The organism is Bacillus sp. FSL E2-0195, from assembly GCF_038003645.1.
GTDB lineage: Bacteria > Bacillota > Bacilli > Bacillales > Bacillaceae_G > Bacillus_A > Bacillus_A mycoides.
In genome coordinates this window covers 644,810-664,646 of the sequence record NZ_JBBOPN010000002.1, presented here as the reverse complement: position 1 = coordinate 664,646, position 19,837 = coordinate 644,810, and the positions used below count along the sequence as shown (strand labels likewise).

General features: G+C 33.6%; 18 protein-coding genes and 3 pseudogenes. 12 read left to right on the top strand and 9 right to left on the bottom strand.

The window, feature by feature from the left end:
• Nucleotides 1-119 precede the first annotated feature (119 nt).
• Entirely contained in the window at nt 120-803 is a 684-nt protein-coding gene (locus MHH59_RS30545) for a CPBP family intramembrane glutamic endopeptidase (protein ID WP_340853743.1), read from the top strand.
• Between the two features lie 154 nt (nt 804-957).
• On the opposite strand, the gene MHH59_RS30540 is transcribed toward MHH59_RS30545, so the two are convergent.
• The 3 genes from MHH59_RS30540 to MHH59_RS30530 all read right to left on the bottom strand — a co-directional run bounded on the left by MHH59_RS30540 (nt 958) and on the right by MHH59_RS30530 (nt 3,554).
• Nucleotides 958-1,392 carry a hypothetical protein gene (locus MHH59_RS30540; protein WP_098318343.1) on the bottom strand — a complete coding sequence of 145 codons (435 nt, stop codon included), beginning with the start codon at nt 1,390-1,392 and terminating at the stop codon, nt 958-960.
• A complete protein-coding gene (locus MHH59_RS30535; RefSeq protein WP_016121334.1) occupies nt 1,389-1,595 on the bottom strand; it encodes a helix-turn-helix transcriptional regulator in 207 nt (68 codons plus the stop codon). Before MHH59_RS30535 ends, MHH59_RS30540 begins: the two co-directional genes overlap by 4 nt.
• 525 nt (nt 1,596-2,120) lie before the next feature.
• Nucleotides 2,121-3,554: an IS4 family transposase gene (locus tag MHH59_RS30530; RefSeq protein WP_340853738.1), complete on the bottom strand. Its 1,434-nt coding sequence runs from the start codon at nt 3,552-3,554 to the stop codon at nt 2,121-2,123.
• A gap of 188 nt (nt 3,555-3,742) precedes the next feature.
• Between MHH59_RS30530 and MHH59_RS30525 the strand changes: the two genes are divergently transcribed.
• The 10 genes and pseudogenes from MHH59_RS30525 to MHH59_RS30480 all read left to right on the top strand — a co-directional run.
• Nucleotides 3,743-4,141, top strand: coding sequence for a BlaI/MecI/CopY family transcriptional regulator (locus MHH59_RS30525; protein ID WP_340853736.1), 399 nt, complete (start codon nt 3,743-3,745; stop codon nt 4,139-4,141).
• Between the two features lie 2 nt (nt 4,142-4,143).
• The gene (locus tag MHH59_RS30520; protein WP_044438729.1) at nt 4,144-6,084 is read left to right on the top strand and encodes a M56 family metallopeptidase; all 1,941 of its coding nucleotides are present in this window, start codon (nt 4,144-4,146) and stop codon (nt 6,082-6,084) included.
• A gap of 527 nt (nt 6,085-6,611) precedes the next feature.
• Nucleotides 6,612-7,601 carry a beta-ketoacyl-ACP synthase III gene (locus MHH59_RS30515; protein ID WP_044438638.1) on the top strand — a complete coding sequence of 330 codons (990 nt, stop codon included), beginning with the start codon at nt 6,612-6,614 and terminating at the stop codon, nt 7,599-7,601.
• The gene (locus MHH59_RS30510) at nt 7,591-8,754 is read left to right on the top strand and encodes an ATP-grasp domain-containing protein (protein WP_340853733.1); all 1,164 of its coding nucleotides are present in this window, start codon (nt 7,591-7,593) and stop codon (nt 8,752-8,754) included. The genes MHH59_RS30515 and MHH59_RS30510 overlap by 11 nt, the downstream gene beginning before the upstream one ends.
• Nucleotides 8,751-9,737 (top strand): NAD-dependent epimerase/dehydratase family protein, encoded by a 987-nt coding sequence (locus tag MHH59_RS30505; RefSeq protein ID WP_044438642.1) that lies wholly within the window; start codon nt 8,751-8,753, stop codon nt 9,735-9,737. The genes MHH59_RS30510 and MHH59_RS30505 overlap by 4 nt, the downstream gene beginning before the upstream one ends.
• A complete protein-coding gene (locus tag MHH59_RS30500; protein ID WP_044438644.1) occupies nt 9,734-10,585 on the top strand; it encodes an MBL fold metallo-hydrolase in 852 nt (283 codons plus the stop codon). Before MHH59_RS30505 ends, MHH59_RS30500 begins: the two co-directional genes overlap by 4 nt.
• Nucleotides 10,578-11,915 (top strand): F390 synthetase-related protein, encoded by a 1,338-nt coding sequence (locus MHH59_RS30495; RefSeq protein WP_340853729.1) that lies wholly within the window; start codon nt 10,578-10,580, stop codon nt 11,913-11,915. Before MHH59_RS30500 ends, MHH59_RS30495 begins: the two co-directional genes overlap by 8 nt.
• Nucleotides 11,912-13,057, top strand: coding sequence for a hypothetical protein (locus MHH59_RS30490; protein WP_340853728.1), 1,146 nt, complete (start codon nt 11,912-11,914; stop codon nt 13,055-13,057). Before MHH59_RS30495 ends, MHH59_RS30490 begins: the two co-directional genes overlap by 4 nt.
• 100 nt (nt 13,058-13,157) lie before the next feature.
• The gene (locus MHH59_RS30485) at nt 13,158-13,316 is read left to right on the top strand and encodes a hypothetical protein (RefSeq protein WP_181777933.1); all 159 of its coding nucleotides are present in this window, start codon (nt 13,158-13,160) and stop codon (nt 13,314-13,316) included.
• A 241-nt stretch (nt 13,317-13,557) separates the two neighbouring features.
• Nucleotides 13,558-14,217 (top strand): annotated as a pseudogene (locus tag MHH59_RS30480) (VanW family protein); the annotation flags it as partial.
• Here MHH59_RS30480 and MHH59_RS30475 read toward each other — a convergent pair.
• From MHH59_RS30475 to MHH59_RS30460, 4 genes and pseudogenes are all read right to left on the bottom strand, one after another.
• Nucleotides 14,207-15,466 (bottom strand): annotated as a pseudogene (locus tag MHH59_RS30475) (IS4 family transposase); the annotation flags it as partial. The pseudogenes MHH59_RS30480 and MHH59_RS30475 sit on opposite strands and share 11 nt — an antisense overlap.
• A gap of 113 nt (nt 15,467-15,579) precedes the next feature.
• Nucleotides 15,580-15,798 (bottom strand): hypothetical protein, encoded by a 219-nt coding sequence (locus MHH59_RS30470; RefSeq protein WP_000240392.1) that lies wholly within the window; start codon nt 15,796-15,798, stop codon nt 15,580-15,582.
• A 127-nt stretch (nt 15,799-15,925) separates the two neighbouring features.
• Nucleotides 15,926-17,098 (bottom strand): DUF418 domain-containing protein, encoded by a 1,173-nt coding sequence (locus MHH59_RS30465; protein ID WP_113937441.1) that lies wholly within the window; start codon nt 17,096-17,098, stop codon nt 15,926-15,928.
• A gap of 39 nt (nt 17,099-17,137) precedes the next feature.
• Complete coding sequence (locus MHH59_RS30460; RefSeq protein WP_002166778.1) at nt 17,138-17,620, bottom strand: thioredoxin family protein; 483 nt, start codon at nt 17,618-17,620, stop codon at nt 17,138-17,140.
• A gap of 569 nt (nt 17,621-18,189) precedes the next feature.
• On the opposite strand from MHH59_RS30460, the gene MHH59_RS30455 reads away from it, so the two are divergent.
• Nucleotides 18,190-18,354 carry an aspartyl-phosphate phosphatase Spo0E family protein gene (locus MHH59_RS30455; RefSeq protein ID WP_002166777.1) on the top strand — a complete coding sequence of 55 codons (165 nt, stop codon included), beginning with the start codon at nt 18,190-18,192 and terminating at the stop codon, nt 18,352-18,354.
• A gap of 405 nt (nt 18,355-18,759) precedes the next feature.
• Here the strand turns inward: MHH59_RS30455 and MHH59_RS30450 are convergent.
• Together MHH59_RS30450 and MHH59_RS30445 are read right to left on the bottom strand one after the other, a co-directional pair.
• Nucleotides 18,760-19,008 (bottom strand): annotated as a pseudogene (locus tag MHH59_RS30450) (IS4 family transposase); the annotation flags it as partial.
• Nucleotides 19,009-19,074: 66 nt separating this feature from the next.
• Nucleotides 19,075-19,635, bottom strand: a complete 561-nt coding sequence (locus MHH59_RS30445) for a recombinase family protein (protein WP_078176713.1) — start codon at nt 19,633-19,635, stop codon at nt 19,075-19,077.
• Nucleotides 19,636-19,837: the final 202 nt, after the last annotated feature.

The window sequence follows — 19,837 nt, the reverse complement described above, 5'->3', positions numbered from 1 at the left end:
TGGGGCGCTGTATGCGATGAAAGTCGCACGTACAGTGCTAAGCGGGGGAAAAGATGGAGATAACTTCAAAGTCTTACCTATCGCAACTAGAGAAAAAGGTAAAGGATGAATCCAAGAATATGAATAATAGTAATATATACAAATCAGGTTATGTCATTCTTATTTATTTTGTTATGACTCAATTTGTAGGAATTATAGGAGTACAATTACTGGCTAAGACAGGTTGGTATGATATTCAAGGGAATCAGCAACAAGCGATTCAAGAGATCCTTGTACATTGGGAGTTAATAGGGTTTCTGCTTACACTAGGAATCATATTTCTTTTATATAAGAAAGAACGGATTAAAGAACCTAGGCTATCAATCAAATTATCGAAATCCACATGGAGGTGGATTCTTGCTGGAATCGTATTCGTTTTTCTTGCACAGCTGATTGGTAGCTTTTTAGATAAAAGTTTATTCCAGTTATCTACGCAATCAGAAAATACATCTAGCACAGTCGCAGCTGCAGTGATATCACCAATTGCGATTGTATCAATTGTAATTCTTGCCCCGTTAGTAGAGGAACTGGTATTTCGATATGCGACCATGAATATTTTAATGAAGAAGTTTCAAGAAACAGGGAGTATCTTAATCAGTGCATTGTTCTTTGCAATTATGCATTTTGATTTCCCATTTATCTTTGGGTATTTCTGTATTGGGGTTGTATTAGCCTTCGTATATAAACGTTCAAATCAATTATTAGTTTCTTATATTGTTCACGCAGTGATGAACTTCATTGTACTGATGTTGCAAATAATCTAAATAGGAGTAAATAAAAAGACATGCTGGATAAAACAGCACGTCTTTTTATTTAGGGATATCGCTAGCATTTTTGAATAAACTCACGCTAAGCAAAAAATACAATGAGCTGCCCATATAGACAGCTCGTTTACATAATTATCGTTATCGGTATTGCTTAGTCATTTTGCTCCAGATCTTTTTCTTGTTTAATCCTAAGACGGTACACATAAGAAACAGGGATAACTCCACAAACAAATATAATTCCTCCTATCAATAAACCGTTGACCCAGTTGAAGTTTGGGGTAATGGACGTAAGGATGGCAAAAACAAGTGCAATGATTGTGACCACAATGAGACTAATAATTAACGACTTTACTGGATTTTTTAGCTTTCTTTCATGCTCTACACTAACACTCATGTTCAGATAACTGTAGATAATGGAAGTAAGCATGAAAACCATCCATAGTGGGTTCTTTGTCATTCCTTCTATGCCCCCTTTAAAGACTTCATAGCCAAGAATACTGAGAACCCCGATTGTTTGTACTATATAAGCTATTTTTATGTGTTGTAAATTTTGTACTATTAGTCGTTCATCAGTGATTTTTTTCATTCGAATTCCTCCCTATTAATCCAAAAAATCTCATCTAATTTGGCATTCACCGCATAACAAATTTGTAGGCACAATTTTAATGATGGATTATATTTTCCTTTTTCAATTAAACTGATTGTTTGCCGAGTAATACCTACGACATCGGCAAGTTCTTGCTGTGTTAACTCCGCTTTTACACGGGCGAGCTTTACGTTATTTTTCATAGCATATCCTCCAACCTTAATGTAACATATAATTTCCTTAATGTAAATTATATGTTACATTAAGGTTCGCAGATCAGTATTTTTCATTAAACAAAATGGTTTCTTTTTATACAATAATCGGGCCTTTTAGTTGAAGAAGATCCGAAAGGATGGAATGCATACTTTATACACCCTAATTAAAATAACGTCCTATTATCGGTAGCAAAGAAAACGCACAAACCTTTGATACAATTGGGTTTGTGCGTTTTCTTTTTGTATTATTCTATGCATCATTTTATACATTCCTATCCTGGCGTGGGTTTTAGGGTTCTCGTTTGTTATTGGATTAGCCGAAAAACTGTATAAAATCTTGAATGCTCTTAGCATGGTTTTTTTCCGAAATACTGGCGGTACCCCATGCCCATCAAGCTAAGGTTGGGTATTCGATGAACTTCCGTTCTTGTTGCCTACATGCTTGATATTTTGTTTATTTGTTTTTAAAAATACGCATTCCAAATACACCTTGATAAGGTGTATTTTTAAAGATTATGCAGTTTTCTGCTTTAGATTAGATACAGTGTACTGATAAATGACGCCTAAAATATCAAAGACTGTCTTTTTCTCATATCGATGGGATTTCCGTCCGTTTTTCTGTAAGAGGGCAAACAGACGAAGGAAAATTTTTGATACTTCTTGGGTGTCTTTTTGTATAGCTTCATATACTAAGTACAGATGATCTTGAATCATATAAATTGCTTTATATTCACTTAATTCTTTTTGTTTTTTCTGTAGTAACAGCTGTCGCATTTTGAACATAGTGGAAGAACAAAGAAAAATAGCGATTAACTGTCCATAAAGATGACATTCTAGACGCTCTCGCTTAATATTGTGACAATGATTGATACCAAAAAGAGATTTCCATGTTTTAAATACAATCTCTATTTGCCAACGTAGTGAGTAGATATCATGAACCTGTTCCATCGGAACAATTTCCCATGGTATGTTGGTAATATAAACGTTGATTTCTGTTAATCGTTTACTTTTTTCAGAGTATGTAACTCCTTTTTTCTTTTCAACATAGGTTTGCTGTTTCCTACGTTTATGAGTTTGAGTCGATGTCAGTCTGTATATCACAACTCGTGAGGGTAATTTTTGTTGCCCAATATAGGCATTCCGAATTTCATAAGTATCTCCTGGTTTTATCTGATGCATAATATCTTCAAGGTTAAGTAAAACATATAGGGATTGCTTTTTTACTGTCCCATCCCGAAAGAATTCTGGAGAATCATTTTTTACATATACTCTATTATTTAATTTCAACCGTGAAACATAGAATACACCTCGTTGATCCATCTGGTCTAAATCTTTTAGAGAAAAGTATCCTAAATCTCGAATACATAAATCTCCTGGACGTAAGGAATCTAAACAATCTGTACCAAAGGTTTTATCATTATTTTTACCTGGTTCCATTTGAAAATTGAGGAATTTTCCACTATGTAAATCATACTCTAGCTGAATTTTAATACCGGCTGTTTGTGCACATCCTCCTGAACCAGGATAAATAGTAGCCAAATGATTAGGGACTTGAAAAATAGTAGCATCTAAAATACGTATACGTTGAAAATAAGAAGTATATTGGTTTTGGATTTGAGACGAATCGTTTAGTTGGCTTTTGACTAAAAGAGAAAATATACGCTGTAGAAATAAAATAGCGCATCGGTTAAAACGTTGATTAAGTCCTTCTGGACTCATGAGTGTAGCTGTATTTGCATAAAGTTGACTACATAATCGAGTGAGGGAATCACTTGCTACATGTTGACTAATCCAGATACATAAAGCAGCCAAATCTCGTGCGCCATACTTACTTTTACGTTTTACAAAACCTGTCTCTTGTGCAAGTTGTTGAAGAATATGTGGAGATAGATATCGCTGTAGTTCTTCAGCGAACAAATGAAACTCTTCTTGAATCGAAAGACTCATAAAAAACGCCATCCTTTCTATATATTTCTACAAAAAGAATAGCGTATTTTCATTATTTTTTTGGGTAAAATTCTAAAGTTTTATGGAAATGTATTTAAAAAACCAAAATATGGTTGACAATCAAGGATTACATTTGTAATATTTAATTATAGATTACAAATGTAATACAAGGAGTGGAATTTTATACAATGAAAGAATTACCTAAAATATCGGAAGCTGAATTGGAAATCATGAAGGTTCTTTGGTCAAAATTTCCCCAAACAGCGAATGAAGTGATTGAAGCGTTAGAGGCAACAATGGACTGGAAACCGAAAACGATTCGAACGCTTATTAATCGATTAGTCCAAAAAGAAGCTGTTTCTTACCAGCAAGATAAAGGGCGTATGTATGCATATTATCCTTTAGTGTCGCAAGATAGATATCTACAAGTAGAAACAAAATCCCTCCTCAAACGTTTCTATGGTGCGGCATTTAAACCTTTACTTGTGAATTTCTTAAAGGAAGAAAAACTATCTTCAGAAGACATTAACGAACTCAAACGTATTCTGGATGAGAAGTCTGAGGAAAATCAGAGGAAGGATAGATAATGATGATAGATATGTTTGTAAACGTCTATCTACCTCGATTTTTTGATTGGGTGATAGAAACATCCATTATGGCAAGTATATTAGTCGGCTTAATCTTATGTGTCAAAATCTTGCTTAGAAATAAGATAACTCCGCGATGGCAGTACATGTTATGGATGATTTTAATTGTAAGACTTCTATTACCATGGTCACCAGATAGTTCCTACAGTATTTATTCTCTTCTTTCATATAGCTCTGGCGTGTCTGAGATTTTTCAAAAGGATACTACTCCAGCTATACAACAAAAAAGCGTGTTAGAAGATAAAACGAATCATTCAGTAACTACAAAAGGAGATAGTCACAAATCTAACTCCGTAAATGTAATGAAAGAGAGTGACCAAATAGATAGTAATAAAAAGAAAGAAGATACTACACTTTCCGTTTATAAAGTTACGTTATATATTTGGCTTTTTGGAGTTGCTATTCTAGCAACGATAACTTGTATTACGAATAGACGATTATATTCTTACATAAAAAAGCAACCCAATATTACGGATGAAAAAATTGTTGGGATTTTTGAAAACTGTAAACAATCTATGGGAATTAAGAAGCAAATTCCATTACGGTTGGCTGGGAAAATCTCGAGTCCGACTGTTTTTGGGCTTTTTCGCCCGAGAGTATTATTATCAAGCAGACATATGAAAATATTGAATGAGCAACAACTGCAATATATTTTTTACCATGAGCTATCTCATATGAAACGAAGAGATATAGCTGTAAATTGGGTTATGTATAGTTTAATCATTTTAAATTGGTTTAATCCGATTCTTTGGTATGCCTATTCATGTATGCGAGAAGATCAAGAACTTGCATGTGATGCATTTGCGCTCACTTTTATAGAATCAGAGGAACAAATTGCATATGGACATACAATTATTACTCTTTTAGAACAGTATTCAAGTTATTATCAAGCACCGAATCTAGCCAATTTAAGTAGAAATAAACGTATGCTAAAAAGGAGAATTCTTATGATTAAGAAATTCCAGAAAAAATCCTATCGCTGGTCCGCGCTTGGAATTATTGCTATAGTTGCTGTTGCATCTATTTCCTTATTCAATGCACGTGCAGTAGAAGGAGATGAAAGGCAGAAGGGACAAGTGGTAGAAAAAAAGCAGAAATCTAAAGATGCTTTTCAAAATGCTGTAGATATGCTGTTTGGTACAGAAGAAAATGCGAGAAAAGAATATCATTATTCAGCAAGAGTGTATGAACAAAAGACGGATTATTTATATTTAGCTGAAAAGGCTTTAACAAAAGATGAGTTCGAACAGTACATAAAATTATACAAAGAAATTATTAATATACAGAAAAAAGGTGCTCCTAGAGATTCTGACCCCGAGTCAATATTTTTTAGAGGGGAACGTTTAACAAAAGCTGATCTTGAAACATTATATGCACTTTATGATCAGTCAAAACCACTTGATGACAAAGTATTCGAATCTTTAAATTACACGGTAAAGGAAGCGCAGCAACATGTTGATTTTCAAATTAAGAAGCCAACTTATACAATTGAAGGGTACAATCTTAAGGATGAAAAGGTAAATTATTTTATTAAGAGAAGGCCTGAATTAATTATTGAATTAGAATATACGAACGGAAAAGGGAACTATACAACTTATCAATCACAAATATTTGGAGAAAGTAAAGATCCGTTCCATGCTTTGTTTGTTGTAGAAGAAAATATTGAACAGTACGAATTAGAAGGAAATCAAATATTCTACGCTACTCATAACTCGGATAGTAATTTACAAGGTATGAAGATGATTGTTCCTGCAAAAGGAAAGAACAGTGCATATCAGATAGTCATCATAAATCATAGTTTAGACAATCCGGGGGAAGCAGTGTTCGATAGTAATGTGAATAAAGCGGAACTGGAAAAAATAATGCTTTCAATGCTGAAATAATAAAGAAGTGTTTTGAAGATTTATATCCTTAGAACATCTTTTAGTTATATTAAACAAATACAAGGAGAAAAAGATATGAATCCGAATAAATATAACACCCTAGCATTACTTTGTATGATGTTGTAATAGTTTATATGTTAGTAACTGAGTCAATACATTGGAAGTTTTTTTATGTAATTATTAAACAGGAATTGCTGGTGAAAGATAAGTTCATTACTTGCATGTCCATTCTATGATTGTGCATATTTTAATTATTTTATGAAAAACTAATAAAAATTTCCATATAATTGTTATAATATGACTAGATTGATATAAAAGTTTTTTCTATATTATATATTTGAAGGGTCCTCATGCAAAAAGAGCAAATTCTCTACTTGAGAACTTGCTCTTTTTTTTACAGAGAAACATTACTAGAGGGCTCTAAGGGAGTACTTGAATTTCATGAGAGAATTTCTGTATGTATCCATAATAATATGCAGGTATAACAGAATTTTAAAATTTATAAAAAGATTAAGAGGCGATAGAGAATGAAAAGATATATTAGAATAAAAGGAATTGGCACATATCTTCCAAAACGCAAAGTAGATTCTTTTGAAATAGATCGTATGCTAGATGTGCCAGAAGGCTGGACATTAAAAAAAGCTGGGGTAAAAACACGATACTATGTTGATGGTGAAACATCTTCTTATATGGGTGCTGAAGCTGCAAAAAAAGCTGTAGAAGATGCTCAGCTAACGTGGGATGATATCGATTGTATCATCTGCGGAAGTGGAACGATTCAACAGGCAATTCCTTCTACTGCATCACTTATTCAAGAACAGCTTGAACTACAGCACTCTGGTATTCCATGTTTTGATATCAACTCAACATGCCTAAGTTTCATAACAGCATTTGATACAATTTCTTACGCAATTGAATGCGGGAGATACAAAAATGTTGTTATCATTTCTTCTGAAATTTCTTCTGTGGGATTAAATTGGGGACAAAATGAAAGCAGCATTTTATTCGGTGACGGTGCGGCAGCTGTTGTCATAACAAAAGGCGATCATACATCTTCTATTATTGCTTCCCATATGGAAACATATAGCTCTGGTGCACATTTATCAGAAATTCGTGGCGGTGGAACGATGATTCATCCTAGGGAGTATAGCGAAGAACGAAAAGAAGACTTCTTGTTCGATATGAATGGAAGAGCTATTTTTAAACTATCTTCTAAGTATCTGTTGAAGTTTATCGAAAAATTACTTATGGATACTGGTTATTCTCTAGCCGATATTGATTTAATTATTCCTCACCAAGCAAGTGGACCAGCTATGAGACTAATTCGTAAAAAATTAGGGGTTGATGAAGAGCGCTTTATGACCATTTTTGAAGACTACGGTAATATGATTTCCGCATCTATTCCAGTTGCCCTTTTCGAAGCGATTAAGCAAAAGAAAGTGCAACGCGGAAGTAAAATATTATTACTAGGTACTTCTGCGGGACTTTCTATCGGGGGCATCCTTCTTGAATACTAAGAAAACAGTATTAATTACAGGGGCACGTGCACCAGCAACTCTGCATTTATGTAGACTGTTTCATAACGCCGGACATACCGTTATTATTGCAGATAGTATTCCTTATCCATTAAGCAAAGTTTCAATAAGTACGGATTATTTTTATGAAATTCCTTCTCCAAAGTTGAAAACAAATGAAAGTATCCGTGCGCTACTATCAATTATTCAACGTCACAATGTGGATTTGCTTATTCCTACTTGTGAAGAAATATTTTATATATCTAAATATAGAGAAGAGTTAAGCTCATTTTGTCATGTATTAGTAGATGATTTTCAAAAACTTTCATTACTCCATAATAAGTGGGAATTTATTCAGTTAGTAGCGAATTTAAGGTGGCAAGTACCTGCGACATATAGAATAAATAATGAAGAAGCGATAAGGTCAATGATGCACAAAACACCAGCTAATACTCCTTTTGTATTAAAGCCGATTTTCTCCCGTTTTTCTGATAAAGTGGAATTTATTACTAAAGAGGCTACTATAAAAGAAGTCCTGGTAGATAAGTCGAATTATATTATGCAAGAGTTTATACAAGGAACGCAGCATTGTTCCTACAGTATCGCACAATCTGGGGAAGTGTTAGCTCACTCTACTTATAAAACGGAATTCACGGCAGGCTTAGGCGCTACCATTGCGTTTAAACATATTAATCATCCTAAAATTGACCAGTTTGTTAGACATATTGTAAAAGAGCTAGATTTCTCAGGACAAATTGCCTTTGATTTTATTGTTACAGAGAATGGAGATGCTATTCCAATTGAATGTAATCCACGTACTACAAGTGGATTACATTTATTTGATGAGGAAATATTGCCCGCTTTTTTTAATGAAAAAGTAAACAATACACGAATTCCAAAACTAAATTCTGAGTGTGCAATTCGGTTAGCAATGCTTTTATATGGGTTTCCTTACTTAAAAAGTAAACAAAAATGTAAGCGATGGTTAAAAGTTTTATGCTCCTATCCAGATATCATTTATCGTCACAATGATAGGAAACCATTTTTTTATCAGTTTTTTAGCATGTATAAATTATGGCGTGAAAGTTATAAACATGAACGGACTATTTTAGAGCAAACAACATATGACATATCGTGGGATGGTGAAGATTTATGAAAATGCTAGTAACTGGTGGAACGGGTTTTCTAGGACAAAAACTCGCCTTTCGATTGAAGAATATGGGCTATGAAGTAACGGCAACGGGGAGAAATAAAACAATCGGTAAGTTATTAGAACAAAATGGAATCGAGTTTGTCCATTGTCCTCTTGAAGACAGGGATCGTGCGCTACAAGTTTGTAAAGATAAAGATTATATCTTTCATAGCGGCGCACTTTCTTCTCCTTGGGGCAAATATGAAGATTTTTATAATGCGAATGTGTTAGGAACGAAACATATTATCGAGGGAAGTCAAAAGTACGGTATAAAACGCCTTATCCACGTATCAACACCAAGTATTTATTTCTATTATGATGAGCGACAAAATGTAGTAGAAAACGCGAAACTTCCTGGTACATTTGTAAATCATTATGCGACAACGAAGTACATGGCTGAACAAGCTATTGATCAAGCTTTCACGAATGGTTTACCTGTTATCACAATACGCCCGCGCGCTTTATTCGGACCAGGAGATAACGCTATTCTTCCGCGTCTTATTAAAGTATGTGAAAAAGGTGCCTTACCGAGAATTGGTACAGAAAATGTTCTTGTTGATATTACATATGTTGAGAATGTTGTAGATGCTTTACTTCTTTGTATGCATTCCCCAAAACATACATTAGGACAAAAGTACAATATAACAAATGACGAACGTGTAAATTTATATGAGGTCATAGAAAATGTAATGAAGCGTCTTGATAAGGAAGTAAAATATAAAAAAATTCCCTACAAAACTGCTTTTACACTAGCTGCTATACTAGAAGGAATCTCAAAAACTATTTTATTCGGAAAAGAACCTATTCTCACAAAATATACTGTTAGTGTCCTTTCAAAAAGCCAGACATTAAATATTGATAAAGCTAAAGAAGAACTAGGATATGCTCCAAAAATCAGTATAGAAGAAGGAATTACAAAATTTGTAGACTGGTGGAAAATACAATGAAAATCAAATCTTTAAAGCTATATGATACAGGATATTGCACACATCCAGAAAAAATTGCATACTCCAAGGGCAGTTGGAAACAAATATGTTTTCCTGCTACAGTAGGGTTACTCCAGCATCCAGTATTAGGATATATTTTATTTGATACTGGATATGCGGGACATTTTAAGGAGGCGACAAAAAAATTCCCTTACTCTGTATATGCAAAACTTACGCCTGTTCATTTCACGGAAGAGCAATCTATTAAACAGCAACTTCTTCTTGATGGTATTCAGCCAGAAGAAATTAAATATATTATTCTTTCTCATTTTCATGGCGATCATACAGCTGGTTTACCTGACTTTCCAAAAGCGAAAATACTAACCTTCGCAAAAGCTTATGAGGATATTAAAAAGAGAAGTAAATTTGGTGCTCTATTAAAAGGGTGTCTAAAAGATACACTGCCGATGGATTTAGAAAAAAGGATGTCATTCATTGATCAAACTCCATCCCTTAACTTACCTTCTACATATGGAAAGTTTGAAGAGGGGTATGATGTATTTGATGATGGCTCATTATTTGCTGTTGACTTAACAGGACATGCAACGGGACAATTCGGTTTATTCGTCCATTTACAGAGTGAAAAAATTGTCTTTCTTTGTGCAGACGCAGTGTGGCTAAGTAAAACTTATCAAAACCTTGTATTTCCTAGTAAGATTGCCAACCTTTTAACTAGCGATCCAAAGTCTTACCGAAAGAATATTGAGAAGTTACACCATTTATCACAAACATCACCTGAGATTGAAATTGTACCAACTCATTGTGAACATACATGGGATAAAATTAAAGCAGGGGTGTACTATGAATAAACTACGGATTCTCAAGCGATACTTGAAAACAAAATATGGCTTGAGATTTTCAAATCGCAAACAGTTGGAACAGTTTCATAAACAACAAATAGAAAAACAACTTTTGTTCACGATAGAGGCGTCTCCTTTTTATCGCCAGTTATATACGCCGTTTTTAAATGAAATTCAAAAGGGGAATTTGTCTGCACTCCCCATTATTGATAAAGAAGTAATGATGGAACATTTTGATACATTAAATACAGTCCATATTTCAAAGGAAGAAGCGTTTCATGTAGCATTTGAAGCAGAAAAGACCCGGAATTTCTCGCCAACCATTCGTAATATAACTATCGGTTTATCCTCAGGAACTAGTGGGAATCGTGGAGTTTTTCTCGTTTCCGAGGAAGAACAAACGTTGTGGGCTGGCTCGATTATTGGAAAGGTGCTTCCTTCTAGCATTCTACATAAACACACGATTGCTTTTTTCTTACGTGCAAATAGCAATTTATACGAAGCGACAAAAAATAAGCGAATCTCATTTCATTTTTTTGATTTACTAGACTCGTTTCAGCAGCATATCACGCGATTAAATGAAATACAGCCATCTATTTTAATTGCACCTCCGTCTATGTTACGGAAAATCGCTTACTGGCAGCAAGAAGGACTGATTACGATTTGTCCCCAAAAAATTATCTCTGTAGCAGAAGTGCTTGAAGATATTGATAGAGACTTTATTCGTGCAACTTTTAAGCAAACAGTACACCAAGTTTACCAATGTACAGAAGGTTTTCTTGCTACCACCTGCAAGCAGGAGACAATACACATTAATGAAGATCTCATTCATATTGAAAAAGAATACTTAGATCAAGAGAAAGGGATATTCGTTCCCATTATTACTGATTTCATGAGGAAAACACAGCCTATTATACGCTATCGTCTCAATGACATATTAATTGAGAAAAAAACGCCGTGCAGCTGTGGTTCACCTTTCTTAGCATTAGAACGAATTGATGGTCGATGTGACGATATATTTATTGGAATAAGTGAATTGGATAATAAAGAAATATCTATTTTTCCAGATTTCATTAGAAGAGCAATTTTGTTTGCATCTAGTGACATTCTAGAATTTAAAGTAATACAGCATAGCGTAGACAAAATTGAAATTAAACTTAAAGCACTACCTGAAAATCTCGAATTATGTCAATCAAAGGTAATGCAAGAATTACATACACTGTGGGCTACTAAAAAGTGTGCGATACCACAGTTCTTCTTTTCACATTACGATATTCAAGTATATGATAAAAAATTAAAAAGAATAGAAAGTCTTGTAAGGCGTGGTGAACATAAATGATTCAGTTACATGATGTTCATTCCTTGCATAGTATTGATTGGGAATCAAAAAAAGATGGGGCATATGTGCGAGATAGTTTCCTGCCTCTTTTTCAAAAGGGCGTTACAGCATTTATTGAAAATGTTAACACGGAGCTCTTTCTATTAGAAATCGATGATCTCATCTTGCCAGTTACTCTTAATAATGCAGAGTTCGAAAATTCATATGTATGTTCTCCTTATACACATTACATATCTTATGCATTAGAAGAGCTATGGGAGTTGAAAAAACCATGGCTAGAGAAGCTATTAACCTATCCGATTCATCTTATGGGAAGTTGGCTACGACGAACGAATATTAATAAAGTAATTGTCGTAAATAATTGGATGCTTTCAACAAATCTTTATCACTCTATCAACGAACAACAAATCGAACAAATTACGAATTTATTTGTTGAGAAATTTCCAGAGCATACAATTCTATTTCGCTCTTTAAATACCCAATTATATCCCGTAACGACAGAAGCACTATCTACGCTAGGTTACAATAAAATCATGTCTCGTTCTATATACTTATTTGATCCGAAACAATATAAAAAAATGAATCGAAAAAAACGAAAAGACTTATTAAATGATAAAAGTTTATTAGAGAAAAGCAATTATGAAATCATTACGAATGAAGAATTAACAAAAGATGATATTTTACAAATTTCCCAGTTATACAATCAACTATATATCGAAAAATATTCCGTCCATAACCCAATGTTTACACCCGCTTATTTATGGAATGCTCTTCAGCATCGTTTATTTGAGATAAAGGTCATAAAAAAAGGGGATACAATTGATGGTGTCATTGCTTATTTTATTAGGGATGGAGTTATGACAACTCCAATCCTTGGCTATAATACAAACTCTGACCAGCAACAAGGCTTATACCGTATACTTTCTCTCCTTATTACAATGGATTCTATCGAAAAGGATTTAATTTGTCATTGTAGTGCTGGTGCTGGAGAGTTCAAACGAAATCGTGGTGCAACACAGCAGATTGAATACAGTTATGTGTATAACGCTCATTTACCACCTAGCCAACAAAAGGTATGGAAAGTATTAACGTGGATATTAAATACATATATAGAACCGATGGCAAAAAAACATCAATTTTAAATAAAAAAGAGATAAGACTTGTAATGTGTAGGAGCTATAAGTAGTAAGTATATTATTAAATTTTACATATGAAAAAGTTTTTTCGGGCTAGAGGATACACTTGATTCGATTGGAAATGATTATTCCCGCAAAAGGAAAGAATAGTGCATATCAAATAGTCATTATCAATCGCGGCTTAGACTATCGAGCAGAAACAGTGCTTGATAGGAATGTAAACAAAGCAGAAATGGAAAAAATAATGCTATTAATGTTGAAATAATAAAAAGGTGTTTTGAAGAAGTATATCTTTAGAACACCTTTTATGGTTCTGATGCAAAGATCATTTGATAGCTTTTCTATTTGAATGGATTTTCCTTTTTCACTCCATTCATACACTCTTTTTAGAGTAATAGTATCGGTATGTTCAAGATTTATAGATTCATTGCAATTATCTTGAAGGTTTTGCACCAAAATCATTTGCTTAGTGATGATGAATAATATATAAAGGAGCTCAACTCCCAATGGCAAGAAAATTATTAACACAGAGGTTTCCCTTTTTAATTCCTATTAGAATTGGACAACGTAGGCTATTTAAAAAAATAAGTGACCGTCTTAAAGGCTATAAATTTTCAAAAACATTTGAACGAAATCCATTACCTTACAGGATTTACAAACATAAATCTTTACTTATCAGAAAATTAGGTGATACAGATATACAGCTACAATATAACAAAATCATTAATCTAAAGCTAGCTATCTGCAAAATGAACCAGATTGTAATTAAACCGGGAGAAACATTTTCATTTTGGTATCTTGTTGGTAATTCCAGTGAAAAGGCTGGATATAAAGAAGGAATTATTCTAATGAATGGGGAAGCGATTAAGGGAATAGGTGGTGGTCTCTGTCAGTTAGGGAATCTTCTTTACTGGATGTTTCTGCATACAGAATTAGAAACAGTGGAAAGATATCGTCATAGTTTCGATCCATTCCCTGACTATGGACGTGTGATTCCATTTGGAACAGGTGCCACCTTGATGAATGGTATTATTGATCTCAAATTCATAAATAATTCCAATATTACTTATCAAGTCAATCTGAATATTGATGAAGAATACATATACGGAGAAATTAGAGCATCCCAGTACCCCCCATATACGTATTCTATCGTGGAAGAAGAAAATAGTCTTTAATCATATATATGGCTTTATACTCACTAAGCTCTCGTTTTTTCTTCATGAGGAGCAATTGGCGCATTTGAAACATGATAGAAGAACAGAGTAGAATGGCAATCAATTGACCATATAAATGACACTCCAATCGTTCTGGTTTTATCTTTTTACAATGATGAATTTGAAAGAATGACTTCCACGTTTTAAATAAAATTTCGATTTGCCAACGCAAAGAATACCAGTCATGTACCTGTCCCATCGGGACAATATCTGTAGGGGTGTTTGTCATATATACATTGATACCACTGAGTCGTTTACTACGAGGAGAATACTTAATTCCTTTCTTTTTTTCTCTTACAGCTTGATCTTGTAATCGTTTTTGTTGCTGTTGTTTTGTTAATCGATGAAAAATTACACGAGCTGGCACTTTATCAATCATACCTACATAAGCATCAGCTATTTCACATGTTTGTCCTGGTTGAAGAGAGTTCATTAACGTCTCCATATCTATCTGTATATACTCTGTACCTTTCTTAATTCTTCCATCTTGAAAATAATCAGGGTTAGGATTTTTTTGATACATACGTGTATTCGACTTGATACGAGAGATATAGTAGGCCTCTTTATCTTGTATATATTGAAGGTCTTTTAAATGAAAATAACCTAAATCTCGGATACATAAATCATTCGCCGTAACAGTTGGGGCACACAGAGAGCCGTAAGTACGATCATGTTGTTTACCTGGACCTGTATGAATATGTAGGAACTGTCCACTTAACAAATCATACTCAAGTTGAATTTTTATCCCAGCTGTATGGCTACATCCTCCTGCACCTGGATAAACCGATGAAAATACATCTGGGAGTTGAAATGCAGTTGAATCTAAAATACGAATACGCTTGAAAACAGAAGTGTATGGAGAAGAAATCGGCATAGATGCGGCAAATTTTTTGCTTAGTAGTTCGGCTAGTAGGTGTTGTAAAAGTTGGACGGCCGCCTTATTAAACCGCTGATTCAGTCCCTCAGGACTGATGAGTACTTCTGTTGATGCTTCTAAACAACTAGATAACTGAGTTAAAGAAGTCATAGCTACATTTTGGCTCGTCCATACACATAAAGCTACTAAATCTTTTGCTTGGTACTTACTGGTTCGTTGTACAAAACCAACATCTCTAGCAAGATCCCGTAAGGTATTTGGAGATAAAAAACTTTGAATCTCTTGAGCAAATAGTTGTAATTCGTCAGACACAGAAACAGACATAAAAAACGCCATCCTTTCCTATGATTCTACAGAAAGAATAGCGTATTTTTTCTTTTTATGGATACATTTTTTTAGCTCGATGGCGATGTGGTGTTACCTCAAATATAATTATTTTATTTGAAGGTCTCTTTTAAATTTTTTTCAAATCTTTTCATAGGCTGATATACAAGGACGTGTAGTGATAAACCTATCACTGCAGTAATGTTTAAAATAATACTTATAATCATTAAAGACCATTCTATAACTGGAGAAAAGTATCCGTTCGTACTTAATGTAGAAGAACTTACACCTAGTATTAAAATCACTATTAGTAAAGGTAAGTTTTTAACCAATTTGAATCCCCCCTTTAAACATAATATCTTTATATTATTATATCACACACTAGGTTATGTAATTAATATAAGATAGTTATCTATGGGCATTTAACATATTTTTTCGTTTTGGGGGTGACCTATTTTTTTAGCTTGATAGCAATGTGGCGGTACCCCATTTATAAATCCATTTTCTCCATAGCCATTCGATAGGTCCATATCGGAAATACTTACTCCATAGTGTACTGAATATACATTGTACGATACAAATAAGAAGTCCAAAGATACATAGCTGCCAGTAAAATAAGTGTGAGATATCCTGAAAACATCCTGAAAGAATGATAAGTGTTAGTATGCTTTGGGCTATGTAATTTGTTAAAGCATATTTACCTACGTTCATAAGGGGGGATAGCCACTTTATATATCTTTTTTTCTCACAAATTAAAAGTAGAGAACAAATATAGAATATAGCTAGCGTTTTTCCTCCAAAAAGAATCCATAGCTGGATATGGCTAGAGTAATAGACATCTGTTTCTATAAAATAATAGATGATAGGGAGGGAGAGCAGACATGATAGGAATAGCGAACTCCACTGTAAAATTTGAATTTTCCCTCTGAGTTCCGATACGCGTCTAAAAATATTCTTTTTTCCAGCCCATAAACCTATTAAAAATAACCCAATATATTCCGGGATCCCTATTAGAAGTTGCTGAAATTCCTGTGTCATAAGAAAGAACAAACGAGCTTTTATTTGATGTAAATAATTTAAAAATAGATTCACTGTGTGATTAGTAGTGTTGCCTGTAAACATATATTGATAGTATTTTGGTATCTCTTCAGGAATAGAAGGGCTTGCATGTAAAAATAAAATAACATGTAGAGTATAACTAGCTAGTAAAAAACTAAAACCTGTTATAAAAATAAGCTTAGTAGACCGCTTATAAAAGAACAATAGAACAAAACCTGCTATAGCATATGCATGTAAAATATCTCCATACCACAGAAAGATAAAGTGAATTACACCAAATAGTAATAGAATACATAACCTACGACTAAATAGTATATATATGGGATACCCCTTTTTTTCTGTATTTCTCATAAAGATATAAAATCCCACGCCGAATAAGAATGCAAAAATGGTATAAAACTTTGATGATATCAGTAAATCTACTAGAAAACGAACTACTTTATCTATACCGGAGTAACCTGCTTGATTAAAGGAATCTAGTCCTGTCATAGTAGGTAGATTAGCAAATAGGATACATAGTATGGCCATACCCCTTATTATGTCTAAAGAATAAATACGGGCGTTTTGTTGCATGTAAATTCTCCTTTCTTACAAAGAAAAACGAGCACTATATTAACTAGCGCTCGAATTACGTCTCGCAAAGAATCCATCATATGTCGCAGCTGACACTGCTCCTTCAAGGCGTTCAGCCTCTTGTCCTTTGTTATAAGCCACAACTACAGGAGTACCAGGAATATTAAAATCTTGGAATGCACTTTGATTTTCTGGTGTAGAGATATCAATACGGTAAATGGTTCTATCATGTTTCTGCGACATGCTATTGATATCTGGGGCAGCTTTTTTACAATATTGACACGCTGGTTGATAGTAATAGGCAATGAACTCGTCTTGAGACTCTATTTTTTGCTTTAATTCTTCTTTTGAAATATCTTTTATATTTTTTGGTGCTCTTTCTGCATCTACAGCAGATACAATTGCTTTTTCTGGTGTTACAGTTTCTGTTTTGACGGATTCATTTTTTGTTAAAGTGAAGATCGTGATACAAACAACGAATAGGGTGGTTACAACTGCTCCGATTTTATACATTTTTTTCATAGTAAATTCCTCCTTAAAATAAAAAAAAGGACAAACCTCGCCCGAGTTAACTGGGCGTAAGGTTTGTCCTTCACGCTACGTACAATAGAGTATAAACAATGGTAACAAATTTTCTACTTATATATTACCATATAATCTATATAGAATGCTATATTAATTTTTAAAAGTGACAAAAAAACAAACAAAATCATTATAATTTCACGTACCAGAATAATAATAAAAAAAGCAAACAACATACAATAGGGGATTCTATACAGTTTATAACTATGTGTTAGTTCTACCCTAGTATTAGGGGCCAAAACGTATAAAAAGACACTACTTAAAGTGTCTTTTTATACGTTGACATGCTATTTAAGAAAATGTAGTGATTAATCATAATTAATTAGATGCTTCTCGATTAATCTTAGTATAACATCAATATAGAAGATTTTAAATACAATTTTGCATATATAGATTCTTATATATATAATTCTACCTTAAATCTCAATTACCAAAATTACCAGTTCCCTTATTTTTATATTTATACTATAATTTAACTGCTAAATAGTATTAAAGGAGTTTTTAAAGAGATGGAGATGAGAGATTTACAAAAACTAATTGAATCAAAGAAACAAGAACTAATTAAACTTGTAGAGAAGTATGGGTTTACCCATAAGCAAGTTTTGTATTTAAGTCAAGACATCGATATATTAATTAATGAATGTATATATAATAATATTAATAAAGGTGAATGAAGTTACAGTTTACATAGGGAAAGCACCACATCGCTTAAAGCTAATAAAAAGAAATGCCCCCTAAAATAAAAAATACGCTATTCTTTCTGTAGAATCATAGGAAAGGATGGCATTTTTTACTCTTGAGGGTAGTTAATATTTTTAAGTTGATGGGCATGTGACGCTACCCCACATACTCCTAATGTTACCTACACTTTATTCGAAAATCATCTAACGCTTTTAAGTCTTGTTCCAGCTCCTCAATTTGTGGAGGGATAGTATTCGGGGTAGCACCACATGCCCATCAAGCTAAGATTATATAAGTTTATTCTCACGTGAGATTATTTCTTTTTTCTAAAGGTCCAGTGTAAGTTCTTTAAATATTTGCATACTAAATAAACCCTATCGGGTTATAATTTTTTTAGATTACGCTACTTGATTGTGGGACATAGAAAAGTTGTATACGACGCCTAAGATATCAAAGACTGTTTTCTTCTCATACCTATGGGATTTTCGCCCATTTTTCTGTAGAAGATTGAATAAACGAAGTAATATCTTTGATATCTCTTGAGTGTCTTTTTGTAAAGCTTGATAAAGAAGTGGAAAATAATCTTTGATGATATAAATCGCTTTATATTCACTCAACTCTCGTTTCTTCTTGGTGAGGAGTAATTGGGGTACGGAAACGATTCTGGGTATGAGGGGCCACTCTGGGATTTAATTACAAATTAAAAAAGAACTTTATTCAAGTTCTTTTAATCTACGATACAGGGCGGCCTGACTCACACCTGTAATTTGGCATATTTCTTTCACTGTTTTAGTGGTGTGCTCCCGTAATTCAATCGCATGATTCATACCTGGGTGTTTATCCGTGTATTTCTTCAATCTTCCTCTATATACTCCTTTTTGTTTCGCTAGCTTTATTCCCGCACGTTGCTTTTCTTTAATCATTTCTCGATCAAGTTCACTAAAGGCAGCCATGACAGTTAAAAAGAATTTTCCTGTTGGCGTTCTCGTATCTATTCCTAAATTTAAAATCGCGAAGTGAACATCCTTTTCTTGAAGTTGTTCTACTAACTGTAATAGCTGAATGGTATTTCGACCTAAACGATCCATTCTAGTTACGACCAAAGTATCCCCAGTAATTAGTTTTGACAGTATAGTGTCTAACTCTGGCTTTTGTTTTGTTACTCCACTTATTTTCTCTTTAATAATTTCATCTACTCCATATTTCATGAGCTGTTCAATCTGTGTATCTAGATTTTGATCTTGTGCACTTACACGAGCGTATCCATAGACCATGTTTCTCCTCATTTCAAACGTATTTTTGATAAGTGTTATTGAGAGTCTCTGAGACTAATAATATCAAGGAAAGGATTTCTTCTCAATAGGGTACGCTCTATTGAGAAGATGGATATGCAATTATGCATATCCATCTTCATTATATTTATAGTAATGAAATCTAATATATAATTAAAAGGTTTTTAAACGAATGGATAAGGAG